The sequence below is a fragment of the Bosea sp. 685 genome, assembly GCF_031884435.1.
Classification (GTDB): Bacteria; Pseudomonadota; Alphaproteobacteria; order Rhizobiales; family Beijerinckiaceae; genus Allobosea.
Genome location: NZ_CP134779.1, coordinates 3,989,580 through 4,009,960, shown reverse-complemented (window position 1 = coordinate 4,009,960; position 20,381 = coordinate 3,989,580). Strand labels below are relative to the sequence as shown.

18 protein-coding genes are annotated in these 20,381 nt (G+C 66.0%); 5 read left to right on the top strand and 13 right to left on the bottom strand.

All coding sequences use genetic code 11. From position 1 onward, the window contains the following. Positions 1–233 precede the first annotated feature (233 nt). Complete coding sequence (locus tag RMR04_RS19945) at positions 234–896, bottom strand: GNAT family N-acetyltransferase (protein ID WP_311910088.1); 663 nt, start codon at positions 894–896, stop codon at positions 234–236. 131 nt (positions 897–1,027) lie between these two features. Between RMR04_RS19945 and RMR04_RS19940 the strand changes: the two genes are divergently transcribed. After that, complete coding sequence (locus tag RMR04_RS19940; protein WP_311910087.1) at positions 1,028–2,452, top strand: MocR-like pyridoxine biosynthesis transcription factor PdxR; 1,425 nt, start codon at positions 1,028–1,030, stop codon at positions 2,450–2,452. Between the two features lie 381 nt (positions 2,453–2,833). Here the strand turns inward: RMR04_RS19940 and RMR04_RS19935 are convergent, their stop codons facing one another. After that, positions 2,834–3,730 (bottom strand): LysR family transcriptional regulator, encoded by an 897-nt coding sequence (locus RMR04_RS19935; protein ID WP_311910086.1) that lies wholly within the window; start codon positions 3,728–3,730, stop codon positions 2,834–2,836. A 270-nt stretch (positions 3,731–4,000) separates the two neighbouring features. Here RMR04_RS19935 and RMR04_RS19930 point away from each other — a divergent pair, with 270 nt between their 5' ends. The 4 genes from RMR04_RS19930 to RMR04_RS19915 all read left to right on the top strand — a co-directional run bounded on the left by RMR04_RS19930 (position 4,001) and on the right by RMR04_RS19915 (position 6,844). Then, the gene (locus tag RMR04_RS19930; RefSeq protein ID WP_311910085.1) at positions 4,001–4,735 is read left to right on the top strand and encodes an SDR family NAD(P)-dependent oxidoreductase; all 735 of its coding nucleotides are present in this window, start codon (positions 4,001–4,003) and stop codon (positions 4,733–4,735) included. 49 nt (positions 4,736–4,784) lie between these two features. Then, complete coding sequence (locus RMR04_RS19925; protein WP_311910083.1) at positions 4,785–5,537, top strand: SDR family NAD(P)-dependent oxidoreductase; 753 nt, start codon at positions 4,785–4,787, stop codon at positions 5,535–5,537. A gap of 157 nt (positions 5,538–5,694) precedes the next feature. Further along, a complete protein-coding gene (locus tag RMR04_RS19920; protein WP_311910082.1) occupies positions 5,695–6,108 on the top strand; it encodes a nuclear transport factor 2 family protein in 414 nt (137 codons plus the stop codon). A 103-nt stretch (positions 6,109–6,211) separates the two neighbouring features. Continuing rightward, on the top strand, positions 6,212–6,844 hold the full coding sequence (locus tag RMR04_RS19915; protein WP_311910081.1) for a class I SAM-dependent methyltransferase: 633 nt from the start codon (positions 6,212–6,214) through the stop codon (positions 6,842–6,844). A 99-nt stretch (positions 6,845–6,943) separates the two neighbouring features. Here RMR04_RS19915 and RMR04_RS19910 read toward each other — a convergent pair whose 3' ends face one another. From RMR04_RS19910 to RMR04_RS19860, 11 genes are all read right to left on the bottom strand, one after another. Continuing rightward, the gene (locus RMR04_RS19910) at positions 6,944–8,161 is read right to left on the bottom strand and encodes a GGDEF domain-containing protein (protein WP_311910079.1); all 1,218 of its coding nucleotides are present in this window, start codon (positions 8,159–8,161) and stop codon (positions 6,944–6,946) included. Positions 8,162–8,404: 243 nt separating this feature from the next. Then, complete coding sequence (locus RMR04_RS19905; protein WP_311910078.1) at positions 8,405–9,637, bottom strand: anion transporter; 1,233 nt, start codon at positions 9,635–9,637, stop codon at positions 8,405–8,407. A 5-nt stretch (positions 9,638–9,642) separates the two neighbouring features. After that, entirely contained in the window at positions 9,643–10,959 is a 1,317-nt protein-coding gene (locus RMR04_RS19900) for an MFS transporter (protein ID WP_311910077.1), read from the bottom strand. Positions 10,960–11,201: 242 nt separating this feature from the next. Next, positions 11,202–11,660: a hypothetical protein gene (locus RMR04_RS19895; protein ID WP_311910076.1), complete on the bottom strand. Its 459-nt coding sequence runs from the start codon at positions 11,658–11,660 to the stop codon at positions 11,202–11,204. A 62-nt stretch (positions 11,661–11,722) separates the two neighbouring features. Further along, complete coding sequence (locus RMR04_RS19890) at positions 11,723–12,418, bottom strand: hypothetical protein (protein ID WP_311910075.1); 696 nt, start codon at positions 12,416–12,418, stop codon at positions 11,723–11,725. A 99-nt stretch (positions 12,419–12,517) separates the two neighbouring features. After that, a complete protein-coding gene (locus RMR04_RS19885; protein ID WP_311910074.1) occupies positions 12,518–13,936 on the bottom strand; it encodes a sigma-54-dependent transcriptional regulator in 1,419 nt (472 codons plus the stop codon). Further along, positions 13,915–15,384 (bottom strand): sensor histidine kinase, encoded by a 1,470-nt coding sequence (locus RMR04_RS19880; RefSeq protein ID WP_311910073.1) that lies wholly within the window; start codon positions 15,382–15,384, stop codon positions 13,915–13,917. Before RMR04_RS19880 ends, RMR04_RS19885 begins: the two co-directional genes overlap by 22 nt. A 355-nt stretch (positions 15,385–15,739) precedes the next feature. Then, positions 15,740–16,834 (bottom strand): ABC transporter ATP-binding protein, encoded by a 1,095-nt coding sequence (locus RMR04_RS19875; protein WP_311910072.1) that lies wholly within the window; start codon positions 16,832–16,834, stop codon positions 15,740–15,742. Next, positions 16,834–18,342 (bottom strand): argininosuccinate lyase, encoded by a 1,509-nt coding sequence (locus RMR04_RS19870; RefSeq protein WP_311910071.1) that lies wholly within the window; start codon positions 18,340–18,342, stop codon positions 16,834–16,836. Before RMR04_RS19870 ends, RMR04_RS19875 begins: the two co-directional genes overlap by 1 nt. Before the next feature lie 3 nt (positions 18,343–18,345). Next, positions 18,346–19,194, bottom strand: a complete 849-nt coding sequence (locus RMR04_RS19865) for a carbohydrate ABC transporter permease (protein WP_311910070.1) — start codon at positions 19,192–19,194, stop codon at positions 18,346–18,348. A 236-nt stretch (positions 19,195–19,430) separates the two neighbouring features. Next, entirely contained in the window at positions 19,431–20,360 is a 930-nt protein-coding gene (locus RMR04_RS19860; RefSeq protein WP_311910069.1) for a carbohydrate ABC transporter permease, read from the bottom strand. Between the last annotated feature and the right edge of the window lie 21 nt (positions 20,361–20,381).

Here is a 20,381-nt window from a genome sequence, read left to right as displayed (position 1 = left end):
GCGCAGCAGGCCTTCCGCGTCGAAGGCTGCCCAACCGACCAATGGCCGCCGCCGCCCGCCGGCGACTGTGGTCAGCCGCTAGAGCAGGATGCGAAAAAGTGGGAACCGGTTTTTCGCAATCGATCCTGCTCTAACTCATTGATGAGAGACGGATTCATATTTCAGACGGGATCACGAAGTGACCCCGTCTGAAATCATCAGGCTCTGGCGCAGGCAGTCTTGCTGCCTTGCTCTCAATCGAGACTGAGCCTGATGCGCTGCTGGCCATTCTCATCGAAATTCTCGGGCGCCAACCACGCTTCGTAGCCGGCCTTGAGACGTGGCCAGTCGATGTCGATCATCGCGAACCACGCGGTGTCACGGTTCTTGCCCTTCTGCACCATATGCTGCCGGAAGACACCCTCGGACGTGAAGCCGAAGCGCTGGGCCGCGCGCTTCGAAGGCTCGTTGTGATTGTTGCACTTCCATTCGAAGCGCCGATATCCCAGCGTCTCAAAGGCATAGCGCGCGAAAAGATAGAGCGCCTCCGTCGCGACGCGGCTGCGGGCGATCGCCGGCCCCCACAAGATATTGCCGATCTCGATGACGCCGTTCGCGGCATCGATCCGCATCAACGCCTGCCGCCCCTCTGCCCGTCCCGTCTTTTTGTCGATGACCGCGAAGAACAGCGGATCGGTCGAGGTCGAGGCCTTTTCGAGCCAAGCGCCGAAGGAGGCCATGTCCGCGGGGGTCTCCTCGAACAGGTAGCGGAAACGGTCGTCGGCACCCGGCTCGCGGGCGGAAGCGAGCAGGTCGTCGCCATGTGTGGCGGGGTTGAGTGGTTCGAGGCGCGCATAGCGCCCTTCCAGCACAATCCGCTCGGGGCGGGGAACGCCCTTCCAATCCGACAGATCCATGGTGACGTCCTAATTTCGCGAGTGGGTTTGCAAATGCGGCGAAAGCGCATCGCGCTACCATTGGCCGGGGGCATGGTATGGTGTAAACTGCCACTTCTCTCATTCTTGTCAGACCACTTTGGGATTGGACGGTGTCGGCAAACGCCCTGGCCTGGCGGGCCCTGGACAAAGCGGCGGGCGACCTCGAGGGGCAGCTCTATCGCGGGATCCGGGAACGCATCCTCGACAGCACCATGCGGGCGGGGCAAGGCCTGCCGTCCTCGCGCACTCTGGCCCGCTCGCTTGGCGTCGCCCGCTCGACCGTGGTTCAAGCCTATGAGCGCCTGAAGGCGGACGGCTATCTCGTGGCGCAGACGGGCTCGGCAACGCGTGTCGCGGAGGTCGGGACGGCACCACTCCCGCTCGCGCGACAGCCGGCGCCGAGCCTGTCCGAGCAAGCCAACGAGCCTGCGCTGTCCAGGCTTTTCGAGCCCGGCGTTCCCGACCTCGCCGATTTCCCGCATGCGAGCTGGGCGCGCTATCTCGGGGCCCGCGCGCGCTCGCTGAGAATCCACGACCTCGGATATGGCGATGCGAACGGCGTCCGGGACCTGCAGAAGGCTATCCTCGAGCACGTCGCCCACACGCGGGGCGTCGTTGCGCGGCCTGAGCAGGTCATGATCGTGCCCTCGACCCGCGCCGCCATTGACCTGCTGGCCTGCGTTCTGCTGCGGCCCGGAGAGGCGAATGGCAGCGTGGCCTGGATGGAGGAGCCGGGTTATCCCACGGCACAGGCGCTGCTGCGCAGTGCCGGGGCAGAGATGGTGCCGGTCCCTTGCGACAATGCCGGGATCGACGTCGCCAGGGCACTCGGGCCGCCGCCACGGCTGATCTACGTGACGCCTTCGCATCAATATCCGACGGGCGTGACGATGAGCCTGCAGAGACGCCTCGCCCTGCTGGAGGTCGCGCAGGCAAGCAGCGCTATCGTGATCGAGGACGATTACGATAGCGAGTTCCAGTATGGCTCGCGACCGATCGCAGCGCTGCAGGGTATCGATCGCAACGGCATCGTGGTCTATCTCGGCACCTTCTCGAAGATTTTGGCTCCTGGAGTGCGGGTTGCCTACGCGATCATCCCGCCGCGGTTGCTGGGGGAGGTTTCAGCCGCCTTGCAGCTTCGCGGCGCCGTCGTGCCGATCCATGTCCAGGCGGCGCTGGCGGATTTCATTCGCGACGGCCGCCTGCGTAGCTATATTCGCAAGATGAAAGCCCTTTACGCCGTTCGCATGGCAGCGAGCGTCGCGGCCCTTCAGCACCATTGCAGTGATGCTTTGCATATCAGCGAGGGATCCGGCGGGCTCCAGTTGGCGGCGTGGTTCCGCGACCCGGAGGTCGATGATCAGGCTATTGCACAGATTTTGAAGGCAAATGGGTTCGCGATGCAGCCGATGTCGCGTTTCCATCTGGGGCCGGCGCGGCCGGGGCTGGTTTTCGGCATATCGCGCGTCGCGCCGGCAACCGTGCAGGCCGACGTAGCCCGGCTGGCCGAGATCATGAAATCTCGCTGCACGTAAAGTGCAGCGCTGTCGTGGCGGCGAGGAGCAATCGCTCTCGTAAACGGCAGCTGTGTGCAGGGTGCACATGTCCGGTTACGGGCAGTGCCCCAATGTCAGCAACTGGCGCAGTTCACCGGTGCGTTCGGCTGGCGTTTATGGGCGCCTTCATCCGCAAGGATGGGCGGTTGGCTTGCGCAGACAATCCCACCGATCTGCCACTCCCGCTCTGCCTTCCGATAAAAATCGAAGGCCCCCGGGACTAAAACCCAAGAGACTAAAGCGACCGTGGCGAAGTGAATGGCGGCAGCCCGCCGTCCCGCGGGCATGACCGGTCCAAAGGCTCCGGTTCCGCTTGCAGATACGTGTCCACTGCAGGCGTCGTCGGCGACCTGCCGTGTGTCACTCGCGCGATATGGACAGCCCCGCGAGAAGCGGAGCGTGCGCGGCGAGCCTGCGGGATATGAACTCGGTGAAGAGCCGGACGCGCTCCGTCTTGCGTGTCTCGCCCTGCGTGAGAAGCCAGAGCGTCCCATGCATGGGCAGGTCGGTGCCCGGCACCCTCACCAGCAGCGGATCGGCATCTCCGACGAAGCAGGGCAGTTTCGTCATCCCGATCCCTTGCCGCACTGCGACGATCTGCGTCTCGGCGTCGGGGGTCCTGAACGGAACTCCTGTGGTGTGAACCTCTCCCTCGCGCGCCCAGAGCGGGAGGCCATGATTGTCTATGACGATCCACCGGATGGGATCAGGCGCGCCCGCACGCCACGCGGCCAGTCGATCGCGGGAGATGTAGACGCCGCTGAACAGCTCCGGTCCCTTCAGGCCGTGAAGATTGAGCGGCAGGGTCTTGCGGTCGGTGACAATGCGGATCGCGACGTCGGCCTCTCGGCTGGTCAGATTCGCCACCTCGCCGGTCGACACGATCTCCATCTCGATGTCGGGATGGAGACGCGCGAAATCGGCGAGATCCGGCATGAGCAGATGTGTCGCGAGGAACGGTGGCAGCGTCACCCGCAAAAGCCCGCGTGCGCTCTGGTCGCGACCGAAGATGCGCGTCTCCAGCTGGTGCGACGACGCTTCCATCTGGTTCGCGAGTTCGAGGACCTCCTCGCCCGCTGCCGTCAGGCGGTAGCCCGAAGGCAGCCTTTCGAACAGATGCGCCCCGAGGCGCTCCTCGAGCTGGGCGATGCGCCGCAGCACGGTCGAGTGGTTCACGCCGAGGCGCTTGGCGGCAGCCCGCACCGAGCCTCCGCGCGCGACGGCGAGAAAATAGCGAACGTCATCCCAGTCGATCATGGTGCAATTTGGCACCGCGCGGTGCCCTCCAGATCCATAACGCATCGTGCAGCAGTTCGAGCAGTTACCGTAACATAGGTCGATGAGCGCAGCCCAGTTCGCAACGGCGCAACCTTGTCGTCTCGCCCGCCGCTGAACCCTTGCCGGATCGTTTTCGCACCACCGATATGCGCGCCTCCTGACTCAACGCCTGACCTGGGCGGACCCATGTTGAGGGTCGAGGGAGCGCCTCCCCCAAGACCAAGGCGAAACCCTGGAAGGATCCATGACATGACCAGATTGAATGGAAAGACCGCCGTCATTACAGGCGGCGCCACCGGCATCGGCCTGGCTGCAGCAAAGCGTTTCATCGAGGAGGGCGCCTTCGTCTTCATCTATGGCCGCCGGCAGGACGCGCTCGATGCGGCGGTGGCCGAGCTTGGACCCAATGCCCGCGCGGTGAAGGGCTCGGTCGCCGATGAGGCCGACCTCGACCGGCTCTACGCGGCGGTGAAGGCCGAGCGCGGAAGCCTCGACATCGTCTTCGCCAATGCCGGTGCGGGAAGCCCGCTTGCGCTCGGCCAGATCACCGCCGAGCACATTGACGAAGCCTTCGACACCAATGTGAAGGGTACGATCTTCACGGTCCAGAAGGCGTTGCCGCTGATGGGCCCGGGCGGTTCGATCATCCTGACCGGATCGAGCGCCGGCACCACGGGCGCCCCGGGATTCACGGCCTACAGCGCCAGCAAGGCCGCCGTGCGCAACCTCGCGCGGAGCTGGGCGGAGGAGCTGAAGGGCACCGGCATCCGGGTCAACGTGCTGTCACCCGGCGCGACGGCGACCGAACTCGCGAAGGCGGCGTTGGGCGAGGAGGGCCAGAAGGCCTACGGCGCGATGACTCCGCTCCAGCGCATGGCCGATCCGGCCGAAATCGGGGCGGCGGCAGCCTTTCTGGCCTCGTCGGACAGCAGCTTCATGACCGCCAGCGAGGTCGCCGTCGACGGCGGCCTGGCACAACTCTGACCCCCGCCTGGGGCCATGCCTGGCCCACGCACAACGAAGGATAAACACCATGAAAAAACTTGAAGGCAAGGTCGCAGTCATCACCGGCGGCAGCAGCGGGATCGGGTTGGCCACGGCCAAACGTTTCGTCGAAGAAGGCGCTCACGTCGTGATTACCGGGCGACGCGAGAAAGAGCTGAAAGAGGCCGCTGCCCTCATCAAGGACAACGTTACGACGGTCGTCGGCGACGTGGCGCGCCTGGACGATCTGGACCGGCTCTACGCCGTCGTGAAAAAGAAACATGGTCACATCGACATTCTCTTCGCGAATGCGGGCGCAGGGACAATTGCTCCGCTCGCGGCGGCGACCGAGGCTCATTTCGACCAGACCTTCGACGTGAACGTGAAGGGGCTGTTCTTTACCGTGCAGAAAGCCCTTCCCCTCTTCCGGGACGGCGGTTCGATTATCCTGACCTCTTCGGTCTCGAACGTGATGGGGCTACCCGGGTTCAGCGCTTACGCTGCGAGCAAGGCGGCTGTGCGCAACTTCGCGCGCGCTTGGACGCTGGAGCTGAAAGACCGCAAAATCCGGGTGAATTCGATGAGCCCAGGACCGATCGAGACCCCCGCTTTGGCGACAACGACGGGCCTTACAGCTGAGCAAGCCGAGCAGGCGGCCGCCCAATTTGCCTCGCAGGTCCCCATGGGTCGAAGGGGCCAGCCGGAGGAAATCGCGGCGACCGTCACCTTCCTCGCCTCCGATGAAAGTTCCTACATCACTGGCGTGGATCTCGCGGTCGATGGAGGGCTGGCGCAAGTCTGACCCCCGGGCTGCTCGTCCAGGCGCGTGGCAATCGCTGGGGTCATCTGAACTTTAAGGAGCTTGTGAAGTTCGACTGATGAACACGACGCGCCCACAGGGCCACCATGCTCGGATCGGATCGAGCCCGATCCGATCCATGCGAAATGGAGAGATTCCCGTGAGCATTGAGAAGAACATCCAGACGGTGAAGGACTTCTTCGCCGCGATCGGCCGCGGCGACAGGGCGGCCCTGCTGGCGCTGGTCACTGAGGACATCGAGTGGATCATTCCAGGCAAGGACTGGCCGCTGGCCGGAACGCGCCACGGACACGCCGGGCTGGCGGATCTGCTCGAGACGGCAGCCAAGTCGATGGAGACGTCGACCGAACCCCGGGAGTTCGTGGCGCAAGGAGATCGGGTCCTCGTCGTCGGCTTCGCGCGGGGAAAGATCAAAGCCACGAACAAGACGTTCGAGGACGACTGGATCTTCGCCATCACGGTCCGGGACGGCAGGCTGACCAAGATCCGGGAATACGTCGACACGCAGGCACTGGCCCGAGCCGCGCAGATGGACGCATCCGAGCCTGCTTAGCCTGGCCCCCTGCAGCCATCGGCATGGGATAGGCGGTGGATCCGCCACGGATTGCCCCCCTCGCACGCCGCCTGCTCGTTAAATGCCCAACAAGGAGATTCCGATGTACGACCAATCCAAGCTATCCGAGTTGACCCGCTTCGCCGGCATCGATGCGGGCTCCACCGTGATCGACGTGTATCCAGGTGACGGCGACTGGACCCGCCTCTTCTCCGACATCGTCGGACCGGAGGGGCGAGTCTACAGCTTCGTGCCGGCGGAAGTCGCCCACTTCAAGAACGATCCGCTCGGCCACATGCAGGCGCTTGCGAAAGAGCCGGGCCGAGAGAATGTCGAAGCCGTCTCGGCGGACCTCATAGCGATGCCAGAGGTCACGCAGCCAGCGGATGTCCTGTGGCTGCACCTGTTCTACCACGATCTCCACACCGCGCTGATGCAGGCCAAGGGTGCGACGGCGGCCGATTTCAATCGTGCCGTCTACGAGCGGCTGAAGCCCGGTGGGCGCTACGTCATCGTCGATCACGCGGCTGCTGCAGGCGTGGGCACGAGCGACGCCCAGTCGCTGCATCGGATCGACCCTGCCTCCGTCCGCAAGGAAGTGGAGGCGGCCGGCTTCGTGCTGGACGCGGAAAGCACCCTGCTCGCGAACAAGGACGATCCGCACGCGATCAAGGTGTTCGACCCCTCGATCAAGAGCCAGACCGATCGCTTCGCCTATCGGTTCGTGAAGCCCTGACAGGTCCCGGCGCCCACCCCCAAGCGATTGTCAGGAGGCTGGCTTACCAGGCAGCGGCGGCGCCAATCCCTGCGCCTTCCGCGGCGCTGGTCCAAGTCATCAAGCGGCGCGCTGCTCCACGCGCGGATGCTGGCCGCTGGCGGGATGCTGGATGTCCGCTGCCGGGATCACGCTGAAAGAGCGCTTTTCCGTGCTTGGAAGATTGGCATGGAGTTCGACCCGGTCGCGGCCGCCTCGCTTTGCCAGGTAGAGCGCCTGGTCAGCCCAATCGCGCAGCTTCTGTGCACTGCAATCGCCTCTCCACAGGGCAACGCCTGCGCTCACGCTCGGTGTGATCGTCTCCTTGCCCGATGCGAAGCCCAGGGCATTGACCGCCCGCCGGATCTGCTCGGCCATGGCGAAGGCGGTTGCCTCGGTCTGGTCGCGCAGAAACAGCGCAAACTCTTCGCCACCCAGACGGCCGATCATGCATCCGCGCCCAGCCACGGCAGCGATGGCCTGCGCGACGCCCACAAGAACCACATCGCCCGCCTCATGACCGTAACGGTCATTGACGCCTTTGAAATGATCGATGTCGATCATGATAAAAGCGTCCCCGGTCCTGAGCTGGTTTGGAATAGATGCCAGAAAATGCTGCCTGTTCGGTATCCCCGTGAGCGCATCTGTATTTGCCAGGTGTTTGAGCTGAGCTTCCGCGCGCTCCTGGACGAGAACAATAACGAATAATGCAATGGAGAAATGGCAGATGATCAGCATGAAAAAGGCATAACGGGCCTCGATCGGTCCATATTGCGGAGCGATTATCTTGATCACGACCAATGTCGAGAAAACCATTGCGGCCGCGAGCGAGGCTAGAAGTCCCAATCTCGCGGGCAGGCGTTCAGGGAAGAAATCCCTCAGGACGACAAAGCAGGAGAATCCGAGGAACGCGGCGGTATTGGCGTTGAATATCGCGGCACGCGCTTGATTATCGGCATGCCAATGCATGCCTCCGACGATCGCCGACAAGCTGAGGGCGATGGCCAGCAGGAGCCAGCCCGAAGGCTTCCTCTGCCGGCTGCTCAGCCGGAGCAGCCCCATCGCCATCAAGGAATAGCCGGTGACGCCGATGGAAAAGCTGCCGAAAGTCCAGACCTCATAGGGCAGCGTGCCCTGCTCCCCGGCGCCGGCAAGGGTCGAGGCAACGCCGAGAAGGCCATAGCCGATCGCCAGAAAATCGAGGCCCGGCTCCTTCGAGCGCCACCTGACGTAAAAAAAGCAGATCGCGCCGACGATGAACGAGGATTTGTGAAGCAGAAGAACTGTAGCAAGATCCATCGTCTGACCGAAAGCGAAGCGAGAGCGTGACCCGCCTACGCCTAAAGACCTGTTTTTTGAATGAATCTCTGTTCGCAATCTGTGGCGGGCGGCTGACCCGAGGCGCTCGGCGCGACCGGCCCGAGCTTGAACCCGGGCGGCGCGAGCGGGGCCTGGATGCCCTTCGAACCTTCGAATCTTGGCCGTCGCGCCCACTTCGCCCGAAAGCCTCTTGGCAGCGCTCGAATTTGGCAGCGTTCGAATTCAGCGCATCAGGAAGATGCCGATCGCCAGCGTCGCCAGTGTCAGCGGCGCTCCGACCTTGAAATAGGTCCAGAAATCGATCGCGATCCCGTCCTTGGCGGCGCGCTCGGCGACGATCAGGTTGGCGACCGAACCCAGCAGCGTGAAGTTGCCCGCGAGCGTCGAGGCCATTGCCACGACGAGCCAGGCGCGCCGGGGATCTTGCAGATGCTCGACGAAGGGCTTCAGCACCAGCACGGCCGGGACATTGCTGACGAGGTTCGAGAGGACCGCTGTGACCGCCGTCAGCGCGGCCACGTTGCCGAGGTCGAGACGGGCGGCCTGCGCCAGCAGGTCAGGCGTCAGCACCGCGTGTTCGAGCCCCCGCACCACGATGAACAGCCCGGCGAACATCAGCAGCAGCGGCCCGTCGATCTCGGCATAGACCTTGCGGGGCTCGATCCTGCGGGTGAGCAGCAGCAGCGCCGCTGCGCAGATCGCCACCTTGGCGACGGGCTGACCGAGGAAGAACAGGGCGATCATCGCCACCGAAACCAGCGCTGCCTTCGTCGCAAGCCAGCCGTGATAGTGAGCCGGAACGGTGACGCTCCGCAGCGCCTGCCGCGTCATGTATTCGCGCGGATTGAGCAGGAGCACGAGCAGGATCGTCACCAGCAGGCCCAGCGCCGCGATCGGCAGCAGCGCGCCGGTGAAGGCGCCGTAGGAGATGCCCGAGAGATTGCCGATGATCATGTTCTGGGGGTTGCCGGTGATCGTCGCCGTCGAGCCGACATTCGAGGCGAGCGCCACCGCGATGAGATAGGGCACCGGGTTGCGCTCGAGCGCGCGGGTCAGCGTGATGACGATCGGTGCCATCACCAGGCAGATCGCGTCGTTGACGAGGAAGGCGGAGAGCACGCCGGTCGTTATCACCACGACCGACAGCAGCAGCACCGGATGCCGCGCCCGGCCTGCGGCCCAGCCGGTTACCATGCGGAAGAAGCCCGAGAGCCGCAGATTGGCGACCACGATCATCATGCCGAGCAGCAGCGTGATGGTGTCGAGATCGATCGCCCGATAGGCGTCCTCCAATGAGAGCACACCGCAGCCGACCATGAGCGTGGCGCCGATCAGGGCCGCGCCGGCCCGGTCGACGCGCAGGCCAGGCATCCGGCCGATCGCAATGGCGACATAGGTCGCAAGGAAGATCGCGATCGCGAGGATCTGCGTCGCGTTGAGGCCCCAGCCGGTCATGCCGATCAGGCCATTTTCTCGTTCGCGGGCGCGCGCGCCGCGGCGGCGCCGTGGTCGGTCGGCGGCTCATATCCGCGGGTCTCCGGCATGGCCAGGAGATAGAGGACGAGGCCGCAGGCCGCGATTGCGGCGAGCGTGACGAAGGCTGTGGAATAGCCGGCGGTGACGATGATCACGCCTGCCAGCGAAGCGGAGATCGAGGCCCCCACGCCCTGGACCGTCGCGACGGCGCCCTGCGAGACGTTGAAGCGGCCGGTGCCTCGCGTCAGGTCCGCCACCACGATGGGAAACAGCGCGCCGAAGATTCCGGCGCCGACGCCGTCGAGCGCCTGCACGGCCACCAGCCAGAACGGGTTGTCCGAGACGACATAGAGTGCGCCGCGCAGCGCCAGCACGCCGAAGGCGACGAGGAAGATCGGCTTTCGGCCCCAGGCATCGACCTTGGCGCCGACCATGATCGCCATCGGCACCATGACGCATTGCGCCGCCACGATGCAGGCCGCGATCAGCGAGGTCGCCTGTTCCTTGCCGGCGACGCGGGTGAGCAACTGGCCGACGGAGGTGAGCATCGCGGCGTTGGAGAGGTGGAAGATGGCGCAAAGCAGCGCAAACAGCATCAGATGGCGGTTGTGCAGCAGCGCCTTGAGCCCGGACGGCTTCTCCTCGTCGACAGCCTCGTCGAGGCCGCGCGCGAGATCGTCGTCGATCTCCTTTTCCGGGACCATCAACATGGCGCCGATGCTGAAGACCGCGAGCACGGCCATGAGCCAGAACACCACGATCGGCCCGAAGAAATAGGCGGTCGCGCCGGCGATCGCGGCCGAGCCCGCGTTGCCGAGATGGTTGAAGGCCTCGTTGCGGCCGATGCGCCTGGAGAACATCTTCGGCCCCACGAGGCCGAGCGTGATCGCGGCCAGTGCCGGCGGGAAGATCGCGCCCGCGATCGCGGCGATCGATTGCGTCCCGGCGACCAGGTAGAAATTGCTGATGAAGGGAAGCGTCAGGCACGACAGCGTCACCGCGATCGCGGAGGCGATGACGATCGCCGGCTTATGACGGCCCCTGTCGATCAACGCTCCGGCCGGGGTCTGTGCGATCAGGCCGACAATGCCGGCGATACTCATGACGAGGCCGACCGTCGCCTCGTTCCAGCCCTGCTCCGGGCCGCGCACCGCGATCAGATAGATGGCGAGATAAGGCCCCAACCCGTCGCGCACATCGGCGAGGAAGAAGTTCAGGGCGTCCAGGCCGAGAAGCGCCCGCCGGGACGGCGCGCGCTCGCCCGGTTTAGCTGAGGCGCCTGATTGGCTTTGCGTGGGCATGGCAGCGTCTCGCGGCAAGGAGGTGGACAGGTGGAGAAGACGTCCGGCATGCGCCGGACAGGGTCATGGCGTGGATCTGGTGCGAAGGCCTGGTTCGGCGGGCGCGCCGCAGCGCGCTGACGATCGAGCCGGGAAGGGGATCGCGTCGGGAATTCCGCAAGGGGAGCCCCGACGTGACCACGGCTTCAAACCCGCGGAGCGTGCGGCGGTTCCCGCCGGCTCCGCGAAATTCTGCCCTTGCGTCAATCGACGCCGAGGAGCGGCTTCGCATGCCGCACCTCGCCGGCGAAAGTGACGTGCATTTCGAAGCGCCTGCCATCCTTGGCCGCATCGATCTCGAAATGCTTCGGCTTGCGGCGCGGCGCGCCATCCGGCTCGAACCCGGCCTGGCGCACCGCATCGACCGCCCTGGCAGGATCGGCCTGCGCCTCGGGGCCATCATGCTTGCCGGGCTTGGGTTCGGGCTTCGGCTTGGGCGCGATCTCGATCGTGGTTTCGCCGCGCGTCAGCTGGCGAACCTTGATCTCGGAAGGCTTGCGTTCGCCTGCGATCGCGATGCTGTCGCCGCAGGCGAGGCTGATCAGACCCTGACCTTCGGGAGTGAGGTCGGCCAATAGCAGGCCTTGGTCGGTTTCGAGGGTGAAGCGGTGAGCGAAAAGATCACGCACCGTGCCACGCAGATGAATATCCTGATGGGGCATTGGAAAATCCTGTCTGGGATGCCGGCCGCGTCGGGAGACGGCGGCCGGCGCGTTCTGGAAGCTCAGCCGCGCGGTCCGGGAGGCGGCGGCGGAGCGCGATCATCGGGACGCGGCGGCTTCGGGCGGCGCGCGTCCAGCTGCGCCAGGCGATCGGGCGTGGCGCCGAGCGCGGTTGTCTCGATCACGGTGCCGAGCGCGTTCTTCGTGCTTTCGCCGCGAACCGAGATCGTCTGGTCGGGCTTGAGAAGGTCGGCGAAGCGCTCGGCCTCATGCGGCGGCAACCGCAATTGGGCGCCGTTGTCGAGAACCGCGCCGTTGACCTCGCCGCGCTTGCCGTGCAGCACGGCGACGATCTTGCTCGTGATGACCTCGGAGGCGGCCGAACGGTCCTCCGGGCCGCCCTGGTCGAGCACCATGGCACCGGTCGCATCGTTGGTGACCGAGACGGCGTCGACCAGCGGCAGGGCCCGCGCCTTGAGGCCGCGGACGGTGACCGCATCGCCCGGTCGCAGCGCGAACGCCGTCTGGGTGGAGAGATGCGGCGGCAGCTTGACCTCGGTTCCATCAGTGAGCAGCAGGCCGTCGATCTCGCCGCGTGGGCTCAGCGTGTACTGCTTCACGATGCCCTTGGTCTGTGGAAGCTGGGAGGCGTCATAGGCCAGGCCGCCACGGGCCTGTGCGAAGACGGTGGCGGCCCCGAGTGCCGTGCCGCCCAGCAACAAGAGTGCGGCGGCTGTCGAGCGAACTCTGTTCGTCATGATTTCACCTGCTGTCGTGCCGGCTGCCCGGCGGGATGACAATTCATCCGCAACCGGTGTGCCAACGGGCAAGTATTTATATTTCAAAGGCTTAGTCGATCAGTCGCGCTCTCGGCCGTCCGTATTCCTGACAGCCGCCGTCAGGGATCCGGACGCCTCGCCGGCGTCGAGGCCGTAGCGCTCGATCTTGGTGTAGAGAAGCTGCCGGTTGATGCCGAGGCGCCGGGCGGCTTCGGTGCGGTTGCCGGCGCAGGCCAGGAGCGCGCGGCGGATCATCTCGGTCTCGAGCCTGGCCACGGCGGTGGGCAGGTCGCCATCGAGCCATCCGGCAGGCGAGGGGGCCGGCCCCGCCTCGATGCCGGCATCGCCCATATCCGCGACATCGAGCGTATCGCCCCGCGCCAGCACGACGGCGCGGTCGATGGCGTTCTTGAGCTCCCGGATGTTTCCCGGCCAGGGGCGGGAGAGCAGATACGCCGCCAGCGCGCCCGTCATCCGTTTCGGGCGCTCGCCTGGACGCGCTGCCAGGCGCAGGAAATGCTCGGCCAGTGGCACGATATCGGCGAGCCGTTCGCGCAAGGGAGCGAGCGGGATCGCCAGCACGTTCAGCCGGTAATAGAGATCCTCGCGGAAGAGGCCCTGCGCGACGCGCTCGGGCAGCTTGCGATGCGTGGCCGCGACGATGCGGACATCGACCTGGCCCGGGCGCCCTCCGACCGGCGTGACGATCTTGTCCTGCAGCACCCGCAGGATCTTGGCCTGCATGGCAGGCGGCATGTCGCCGATCTCGTCGAGGAAGAGCGTGCCGCCATCCGCATCGCGGAACGCGCCGTTCCGGTCGGCTGCCGCACCGGTAAAGGCACCCTTCACATGCCCGAAGAGCTCGGATTCGAGCAGGTCGGAGGGGATGGCGGCGCAGTTGACGGCGATGAACGGCCTGGGTTTGCGTCTGCCGTGTTCGTGCAGCGCGCGCGCGACGAGTTCCTTGCCGGTGCCGGTCTCGCCGACGACGAGGACGGTCGTGTCGCTGTCGGCGGCCAGTCCGATGGCCTTCTGCACCATCCGCATCGGCTCGCTCAACCCGACCAGGGTGAAGCGGGAGGCAGCCTGCCCGTCCTCCGCAGCAGCCGGAGCCGCCTGCTCCATCGCCCGCAAGGCGAGCATCCGCATCAGGGTGTCGGCGAGCTCGGCGCGGCCGATCGGCTTGGTGAGATGGTCGAAGGCGCCGAGCCGGATCGCCTCGATGGTGTTGTCCGCCGTCGCATAGGCGGTCAGGATCGTGACCGGGGGCGGCACGGGGAGGGCGCGGATCGCCTTGAGAACCGCAAGGCCGTCCATCTCGCCACCCAGGCGCAGATCGAGCAGGACCGCGTCGATCGGCTCGGCGCGCAGGCGGTCGAGGCCGCTTCGCCCGGATGCGGCGGTTGCGGCCTCGTAACCGAGATCGCGCACCGTCTCTTCCAGGCTCTCCCGCAGGCCGGCCTCGTCGTCGACGATCAGGATGGTCGATGGTGCCATGGCAGCTCGATCTCGAAATGGGCTCCCCGATCCGAGGGCAGCAGGCGCACGGTCGCGCGATTCACGCCGGCGATCTCCCGCGCAATGGCCAAGCCAAGGCCGGTACCCTCCGGGTGGCCGGTTACGAAGGGCTCGAACAGGCGGTCGCGAATCTCGGCCGGCACGCCGGGCCCGTCGTCGCGCACCGCGATCACGAGATTCTCGCCCCGCCTTGCCGCGGTCAGCTCGACGCTGCCGCCGGCCGGCGTATGCCGCAAGGCGTTGCCGATGAGATTCTCGACGATGCGTCCAATCTCCCCGGCATCGAAGCGCGGCGGCGGTGCGGTTGCGGCATCCGGGTCGAGCCAGTCGATCAGCTTAACCTCGACCGCGGCCGCCCGGTCGCCGAAGGCGGCGACGATCCCGGCGAGGAAGCGGGCGAGATCGACCGTCTCGGCCCTGGGTTCGCGCGGCTGGCTCATCGTCAGCAGGTCGCGCAGCAGGCGGTCGAGCCTGGCGATCTGGTCGAGGATGAAGCCGAGCGCGGCGCTGCGGCGCTGCTCGTCGCCCGCGGCGAGAGCGTTCTCCGCCTTGAGCCTCATGGCCGCCACGGGGTTCCTGACCTCGTGGGCGACGCCCGCGACGAGGCGGCCGACCGCCGCCAGTCGCTCGGCGCTGGTGGCCCTTCGCCGGGCGTCGGACAGCCTCTCTCCGCTGGCATTGAGCGCCTGCACGAGGCGGTCGAGCTCGGGCAGGCCCGTCGGCGCGAGGCGCGGCAGATCGGCATCGTGGCCGGCCGCGAGATCAGCCTCCAGCCGCGCGATCCGCCGCGACCACGCGACCAGGAGCCAGCCCAGCCAGAGCGCGGAGCCGAGCACCGTCAATGCGAGAACCGCAAACCCGGTCATGAGCCGGTCATAGGCCGGCCCGACGCTGGCCGCGATCCGCGTCATGGTCCAGCCGGTCAGCGTGGCGTCAGTGGGCCCGCCGAGTGGGCAGGCGTGCAGGAGGAGAATCTGCGACTGCCCCCGCCGCTCCACCGTCGTCGGCTTGCCGGCGGCGGCGGCCGCGGCATTGACCTCGCCGATCGTCGCAAGCTCCGCCGCCGGCAGGTCCGTCTTCGGGCCCGTTCCCTCATAGGTCGGGAAGGCATAGGCGAGCGCCCCCTCGGATTCGCGCCAGATGCCGCCCTCGATCTGCGGAGAGCGGGCGAGCGCGAGCTGGACGAGATTCGTCAACTGCCGGCGCAGCTCCTCGTCGGTCCGGCCCGCGCCCGGTCCGCCCCAGCCGGAGGCAAAGAAGGCATAGCGGTCGGCGATGTCGCGGCAGGCCGAGACCAGCCTGTCCTGCGCCCGCCCGGCTTGAACGCTTGCCGTCTCCCGATAGAACGAAACGAAGAGGAAGCCGGTCGCGGCCGCCGACAGGACGATCAGAATCCAGAGCCCGATCAGCAGGGCGCGCAGAGACATCAGCATGTCATCGGTCTGCGGCAAATGCCGGGGTGCGCATGGTCGAGCCTCGACATATTCGGACGGCCGCCGGCCGAAGCAAGCGGCGTTCGTCAAGACAAGCTGCGGCACAGCGGCGAAAGCCGCAAGACCGGTGCGCGACGCTGAACGCAGAAGGTGGATATGCGGCCATGCTTTCGCATCTGCCGCCTGACAATCTCGAATTCAACCCGGTCAAGGACGCGTTCGCCAAGCTGAAGTCAATGCTGCGAGCAGCCAAGGCATGTCCGCGCTTCTCCGAAACGCGGACATGCTCCAGCTCCTTGTTCTATCGCATTTTCAGGCGAACCGGTGCCCGCTTCGCCCGAAAATGCGCCTAGGCGGTGCCGATCAGCGTCCCGCTCTGCTTGTCGAAGAGGCGCAAAGCTGCCATCCGGGCTCCGAATGCGACCGTCTCGCCGGGCCTGAAGGAGGCCGTCGCTGGCGCGCGCGCCACCACGCTGCCCTGCGGCAGGTCCAGCAGCACGAAGGTTTCCGGGCCATGCGGCTCGCAGACACGCACCTTGCCTTCGATGCGGATGGGGAAGGGGGCCTCGCCCCCCGACAGCAGCTGCAGCTCGTGGGGCCTGATGCCGAGGATCACGGCCTGGCCGGGCGAGAGCGGCGGCAGCCCGGTGACGCGAGAGAGATCGACCGCAGGGCCGTTGGCCCCAGGCGCGAGCCCGCCATCCGTCGCGACGGCGTCGATCATGTTCATCTCGGGCGTGCCGATGAAGCGCGCGGTGAAGATGTCGGCTGGCCGGTTGTAGAGCTCCATCGGCGAACCGACCTGCAGGATGGCGCCATCGCGCATGACGACGATACGGTCGGCCAGCGACATGGCCTCGACCTGGTCATGCGTGACGAAGACGATCGTGCTGCCCAGGCGCTGGTGCAACTGCTTGATTTCCAGGCGCATCTGCCCGCGCAATTGGGCGTCGAGATTGGACAAAGGCTCGTCGAACAGGAAGGCCACGGGATCGCGCACCATGGCGCGGCCGATGGCGACGCGCTGCCTCTGCCCGCCCGATAGCGCGGCCGGCCGCCGGTCGAGATAAGGTTCGAGGCTGAGCGTGCGGGCGGTCTCATGGATGCGGGCCTGCTTCTGCGCCTTGGAGAGCTTCGACGTGTAGAGCCCGAAGCCGATATTCTGCGCCACCGTCAGATGCGGGTAGATCGCATAGTTCTGGAACACCATCGCGATGTTGCGGTGCTTCGGCTCGCGGTCATTGACCACCTCGCCGCCAATCCGCAGCGTGCCGCCCGAAATCGGCTCCAGCCCCGCGATCATCCGCAGCGTCGTCGATTTGCCGCAGCCGGAGGGGCCGACGAGAACGACGAATTCGCCGTCCTCGATGGTGAGGTCGATGCCGCGGACGGTGGTGACGGTGCCGTAGCGCTTGACGATCTGTTGCAGCTCGATGCGTGCCATCATGCACCGTCCGCGATTTCGAGGATGCGGCGGTCGAGCTCGGTTGCGGCTTGCGCCTCACGCGCGGCGATTTGTTGGGCTTTTGTCTCGAAACCCACTAACGCCGCGCGATAACCGTCGAGCGCGCGCTCGAGCGCGGCAGGCGCGGGACCGCCGAAACGGTCCCGCACTGCGACGAAATGCTCGGGCGAGACCATCCGTGCGAATTCGCTCGCGTCAGCGGCCGGCGAGCGGCCGACATGATGCTCGAAGGCCGTCTTGAAGGCGCTAAAGCCGTCTGTCGGAAGGTCGCCCGCCATCGCCACGACGGCGCGCGCGACATCGGCGGCGATCTCATGGCCGAGCCGGAAGGACAGCCCGTCGCTGCGCACCAGCCAATCCGCCAGCTCCGTGATCGTGGCACAGGACCGGCTGAGATTGACGGCGACCCGGTCGGGGTCGATCCGCCCCGCCTCGATCGTCGCGGTCATCAGGTCAAGCACGCGCAGCCCGGCGTCTATAGCCTGGTAGCCCATCTCATGGGTTTCGGCCTCGCTGTCGGTCATGTCCGTGAAGGGCGTGTTGTGCATCACGTCGACGACGGCGCGCGCCCGGCCGCAGGTCTGGCTCGCGAGATGGCGCAGATGCTCGAACGGCACCGGATTGCGCTTCTGCGGCATGATCGAGGAGATCTGCACGAAGGCGTTGGGCAGATAGAGCTGGCCGACCTCGAAGCTCGACCAGAACTGGAAATCCTGGATCGGCCGGCCCAGATGCAGGAACAGCAGCCCGATGGCGCTATAGGTCGAGGTCAGATAGTCGGTGGCTGCGATGCAGGAATAGGCATTCTGCAGCGGCGCGGCGAAGCCGAGCAGCCAGGCCACGCGATGCCGGTCGATCGGGAAGCCCGACGTCGTGATCGCGGCCGCGCCCATCGGGCTCAGATCGACGATCGCGCGCGCCGCCTCGATCCGCTCGATATCGCGGATCATGACCTCGATGATCGCGCCGAGATAATGTCCATAGGTCGTCGGCTGGGCCGGCTGTCCATGGGTATAGGCCACGATCAGGACATCGCGGTCGCGCGTCGCCACCGCGATCAGCCCCGCCAGCAGGCGGCGGCATGCGGCGAGCAGGCCGTCGATGCGCGGCTTCAGGCCAAGCTTGAGAAAACAGTGGTCGATGTCGTTGCGCGAGCGGGCGGTGTGCAGCCGGCCGCCGATATCGGCCCCGGCGCGCTGCTTGAGCTCGCGCTCCATGTAGAAGAAATAGTCCTCGACATCGCCGCCATAGGCGAGGGCGGCTGGATCGATCTCCCGCTCCATCGCTTGCAGCGCGCGCGCGATCGCCGCGCCCTGGCCGGCATCGAGGATGCCGGTTTCGACCAGCATGACCAGATGCGCGCGATCGATGCGGCGCAGCGCCTGCGCGTGGAAATGGCGGGCGCCGTCGAAGAGCGGCTTCAGCACCGTCTCGCGATAGACCGGATCGGGAAAGCGCGAATGGTCGTTGATCTGCAGTGAACCCATGGATCAGCCCTTGACTCCGGCGAGCATGACGCCGCGCACGATGTAGCGTTGGAAGAACAGGAAGATCGCCAGGGTCGGCAGGGTGGCGAGCGCCGCGCCCGTCATGATCAGCTCCCACTGGATCGACTGCTCGACCGCGAAGCTGGAGAGGCCGACCGGCAGCGTGTAGAGCGAGGGATCGGTCGTCACGATCAGCGGCCAGAAGAAGGCCGTCCAGTTGCCGAGGAAGGTGAAGATCGCCAGCGCCGACAGCGCCGGCGTGACCAGCGGCAGCGCCACCTTCCACCAGATTGCGAACTCGTTGAGCCCGTCGACCCGCGCCGCCTCCAGGAAATCATTCGGCACGGTCTCGAAGAACTGCCGCATCAGGAAGACGCCGAAGGCTGTGACCAGGCCCGGGAACATGATGCCCAGATAGCTGTCGATCCAGCCGAGCTTGCTGGCCATCAGATACCACGGGATGACGAGCATCTCGGTGGGGATCATCAGCGTCGACAGGATCGCCAGGAAGACGAGGCGCCGGCCCGGAAATGTGAATTTGGCGAGCGTGTAGGCGACGAGGCTGTCGAAGAACAGGCAGGACAGGGTGACGACCGTGGCGATGAGCGTCGAGTTCGCGAACCAGCGGATGAAGCGCCCGTCGGACAGCACCTTGACGTAGTTGGCAAGCGTCGGCTGGTCCGGGATCAGGCGCAGATCATAGACATGGCCGGCCGTTTTCAGCGAGGTCGAGAACATGAAGAGCAGCGGCGTGATCATGACCACGCCGCCGAGGAACAGGATCGTCCAGGCGACGATGCGGCCGGGACGCAAGGAGCCATAGGCCGGCACGGGCTCGGTCTGCGCGCTCATCTCAGCGGCTCCTCAGAGGCTGGCCTGACATGAAGCAAGCGATCTCAGGGATCTCTGACAGCTCGCCATCAACCGCGCCGTCATTCCGGACACAGCGAAGCGGAGATCCGGAATCCATCGTAGAGCTCCGGAGCCCTCCGATGGATTCCGGAGCTGCGCCGCTTGCGCGGCTTGTCCGGAATGACGGTGCGGGTGATGGCAAGCGAACGGAAGCCGTTGATATCGCTCGTTTCATCTCAGCGGCTCCTCAGGATCCAGAGCTGCGCCATCGAGATCGAGAACAGGATCACGAACAGCACCACGGTCTGCGCCGCGGCATAGCCCATCTGGTAGGAGGAAAAGGCGGTCTGATAGATCATCAGCACCAGCGGCTTGGTCGAATTCAGCGGCCCGCCGGGATCGTTGCTGGTCATGTTGTAGACCTGGTCGAAGATCCGCAGGAAGCCGATCGACGAGAACACGACCAGGAACACCGTCGTCGGCTTCAGCAGCGGAATGGTGATGCGCCGCAGGATTGCGCCTTCGCCCAGCCCGTCGATGCGCGCGGCCTCGTAATAGCTCGTCGGGATGGCGCGCAGGCCCGCCATGAAGATGATGATCTGGAAGCCGAGATGCGCCCAGATCGCGGTCAGCATGATCGCCGGCAAGGCCTGCTCGATCGAGCGCAGGAAGGGCTGGGCCGGGAGGCCGAGCGAGCCCAGGATGCTGTTGATCACGCCGATCGGCGGGGGCTGGTAGAACCAGCGCCAGACCCAGGCCATCGCCGCGGCGGTCGTCAGATAGGGCAGGAAATACAGCGCCCGGATCAGCCCGTGCAGGACGGTGACGCGGTCGAGATAATAGGCGATGGCGAAGGACAGGATGATCGCGATCGGCGTGCCGAAGACGAGATAGGCGAAGGTGTTGCGGAACACCTGCCAGAAAACCGGGTCGGCGAAGAGCTTGCGGTAATTGTCGAGCCCGATGAAGCGGGCTTCGTTGAGCAGGTCCCAATCGGTCAGCGAGAGATAGAACCCCTGGAGCGTCGGGTAGAAGCGAACGGCCGAGAAGAACAGGACGGGCAGGGCCAGGAACGTCCAGGCCCAGACGATCTGCTTCGTCGCGATCGACAACCTTGCCCAGGGGTGGCCGAAGCCGGTGCTCCGGGGCGATGGCAGCGCGGTCATGCGCGGTCCTCCTGTTGGCTC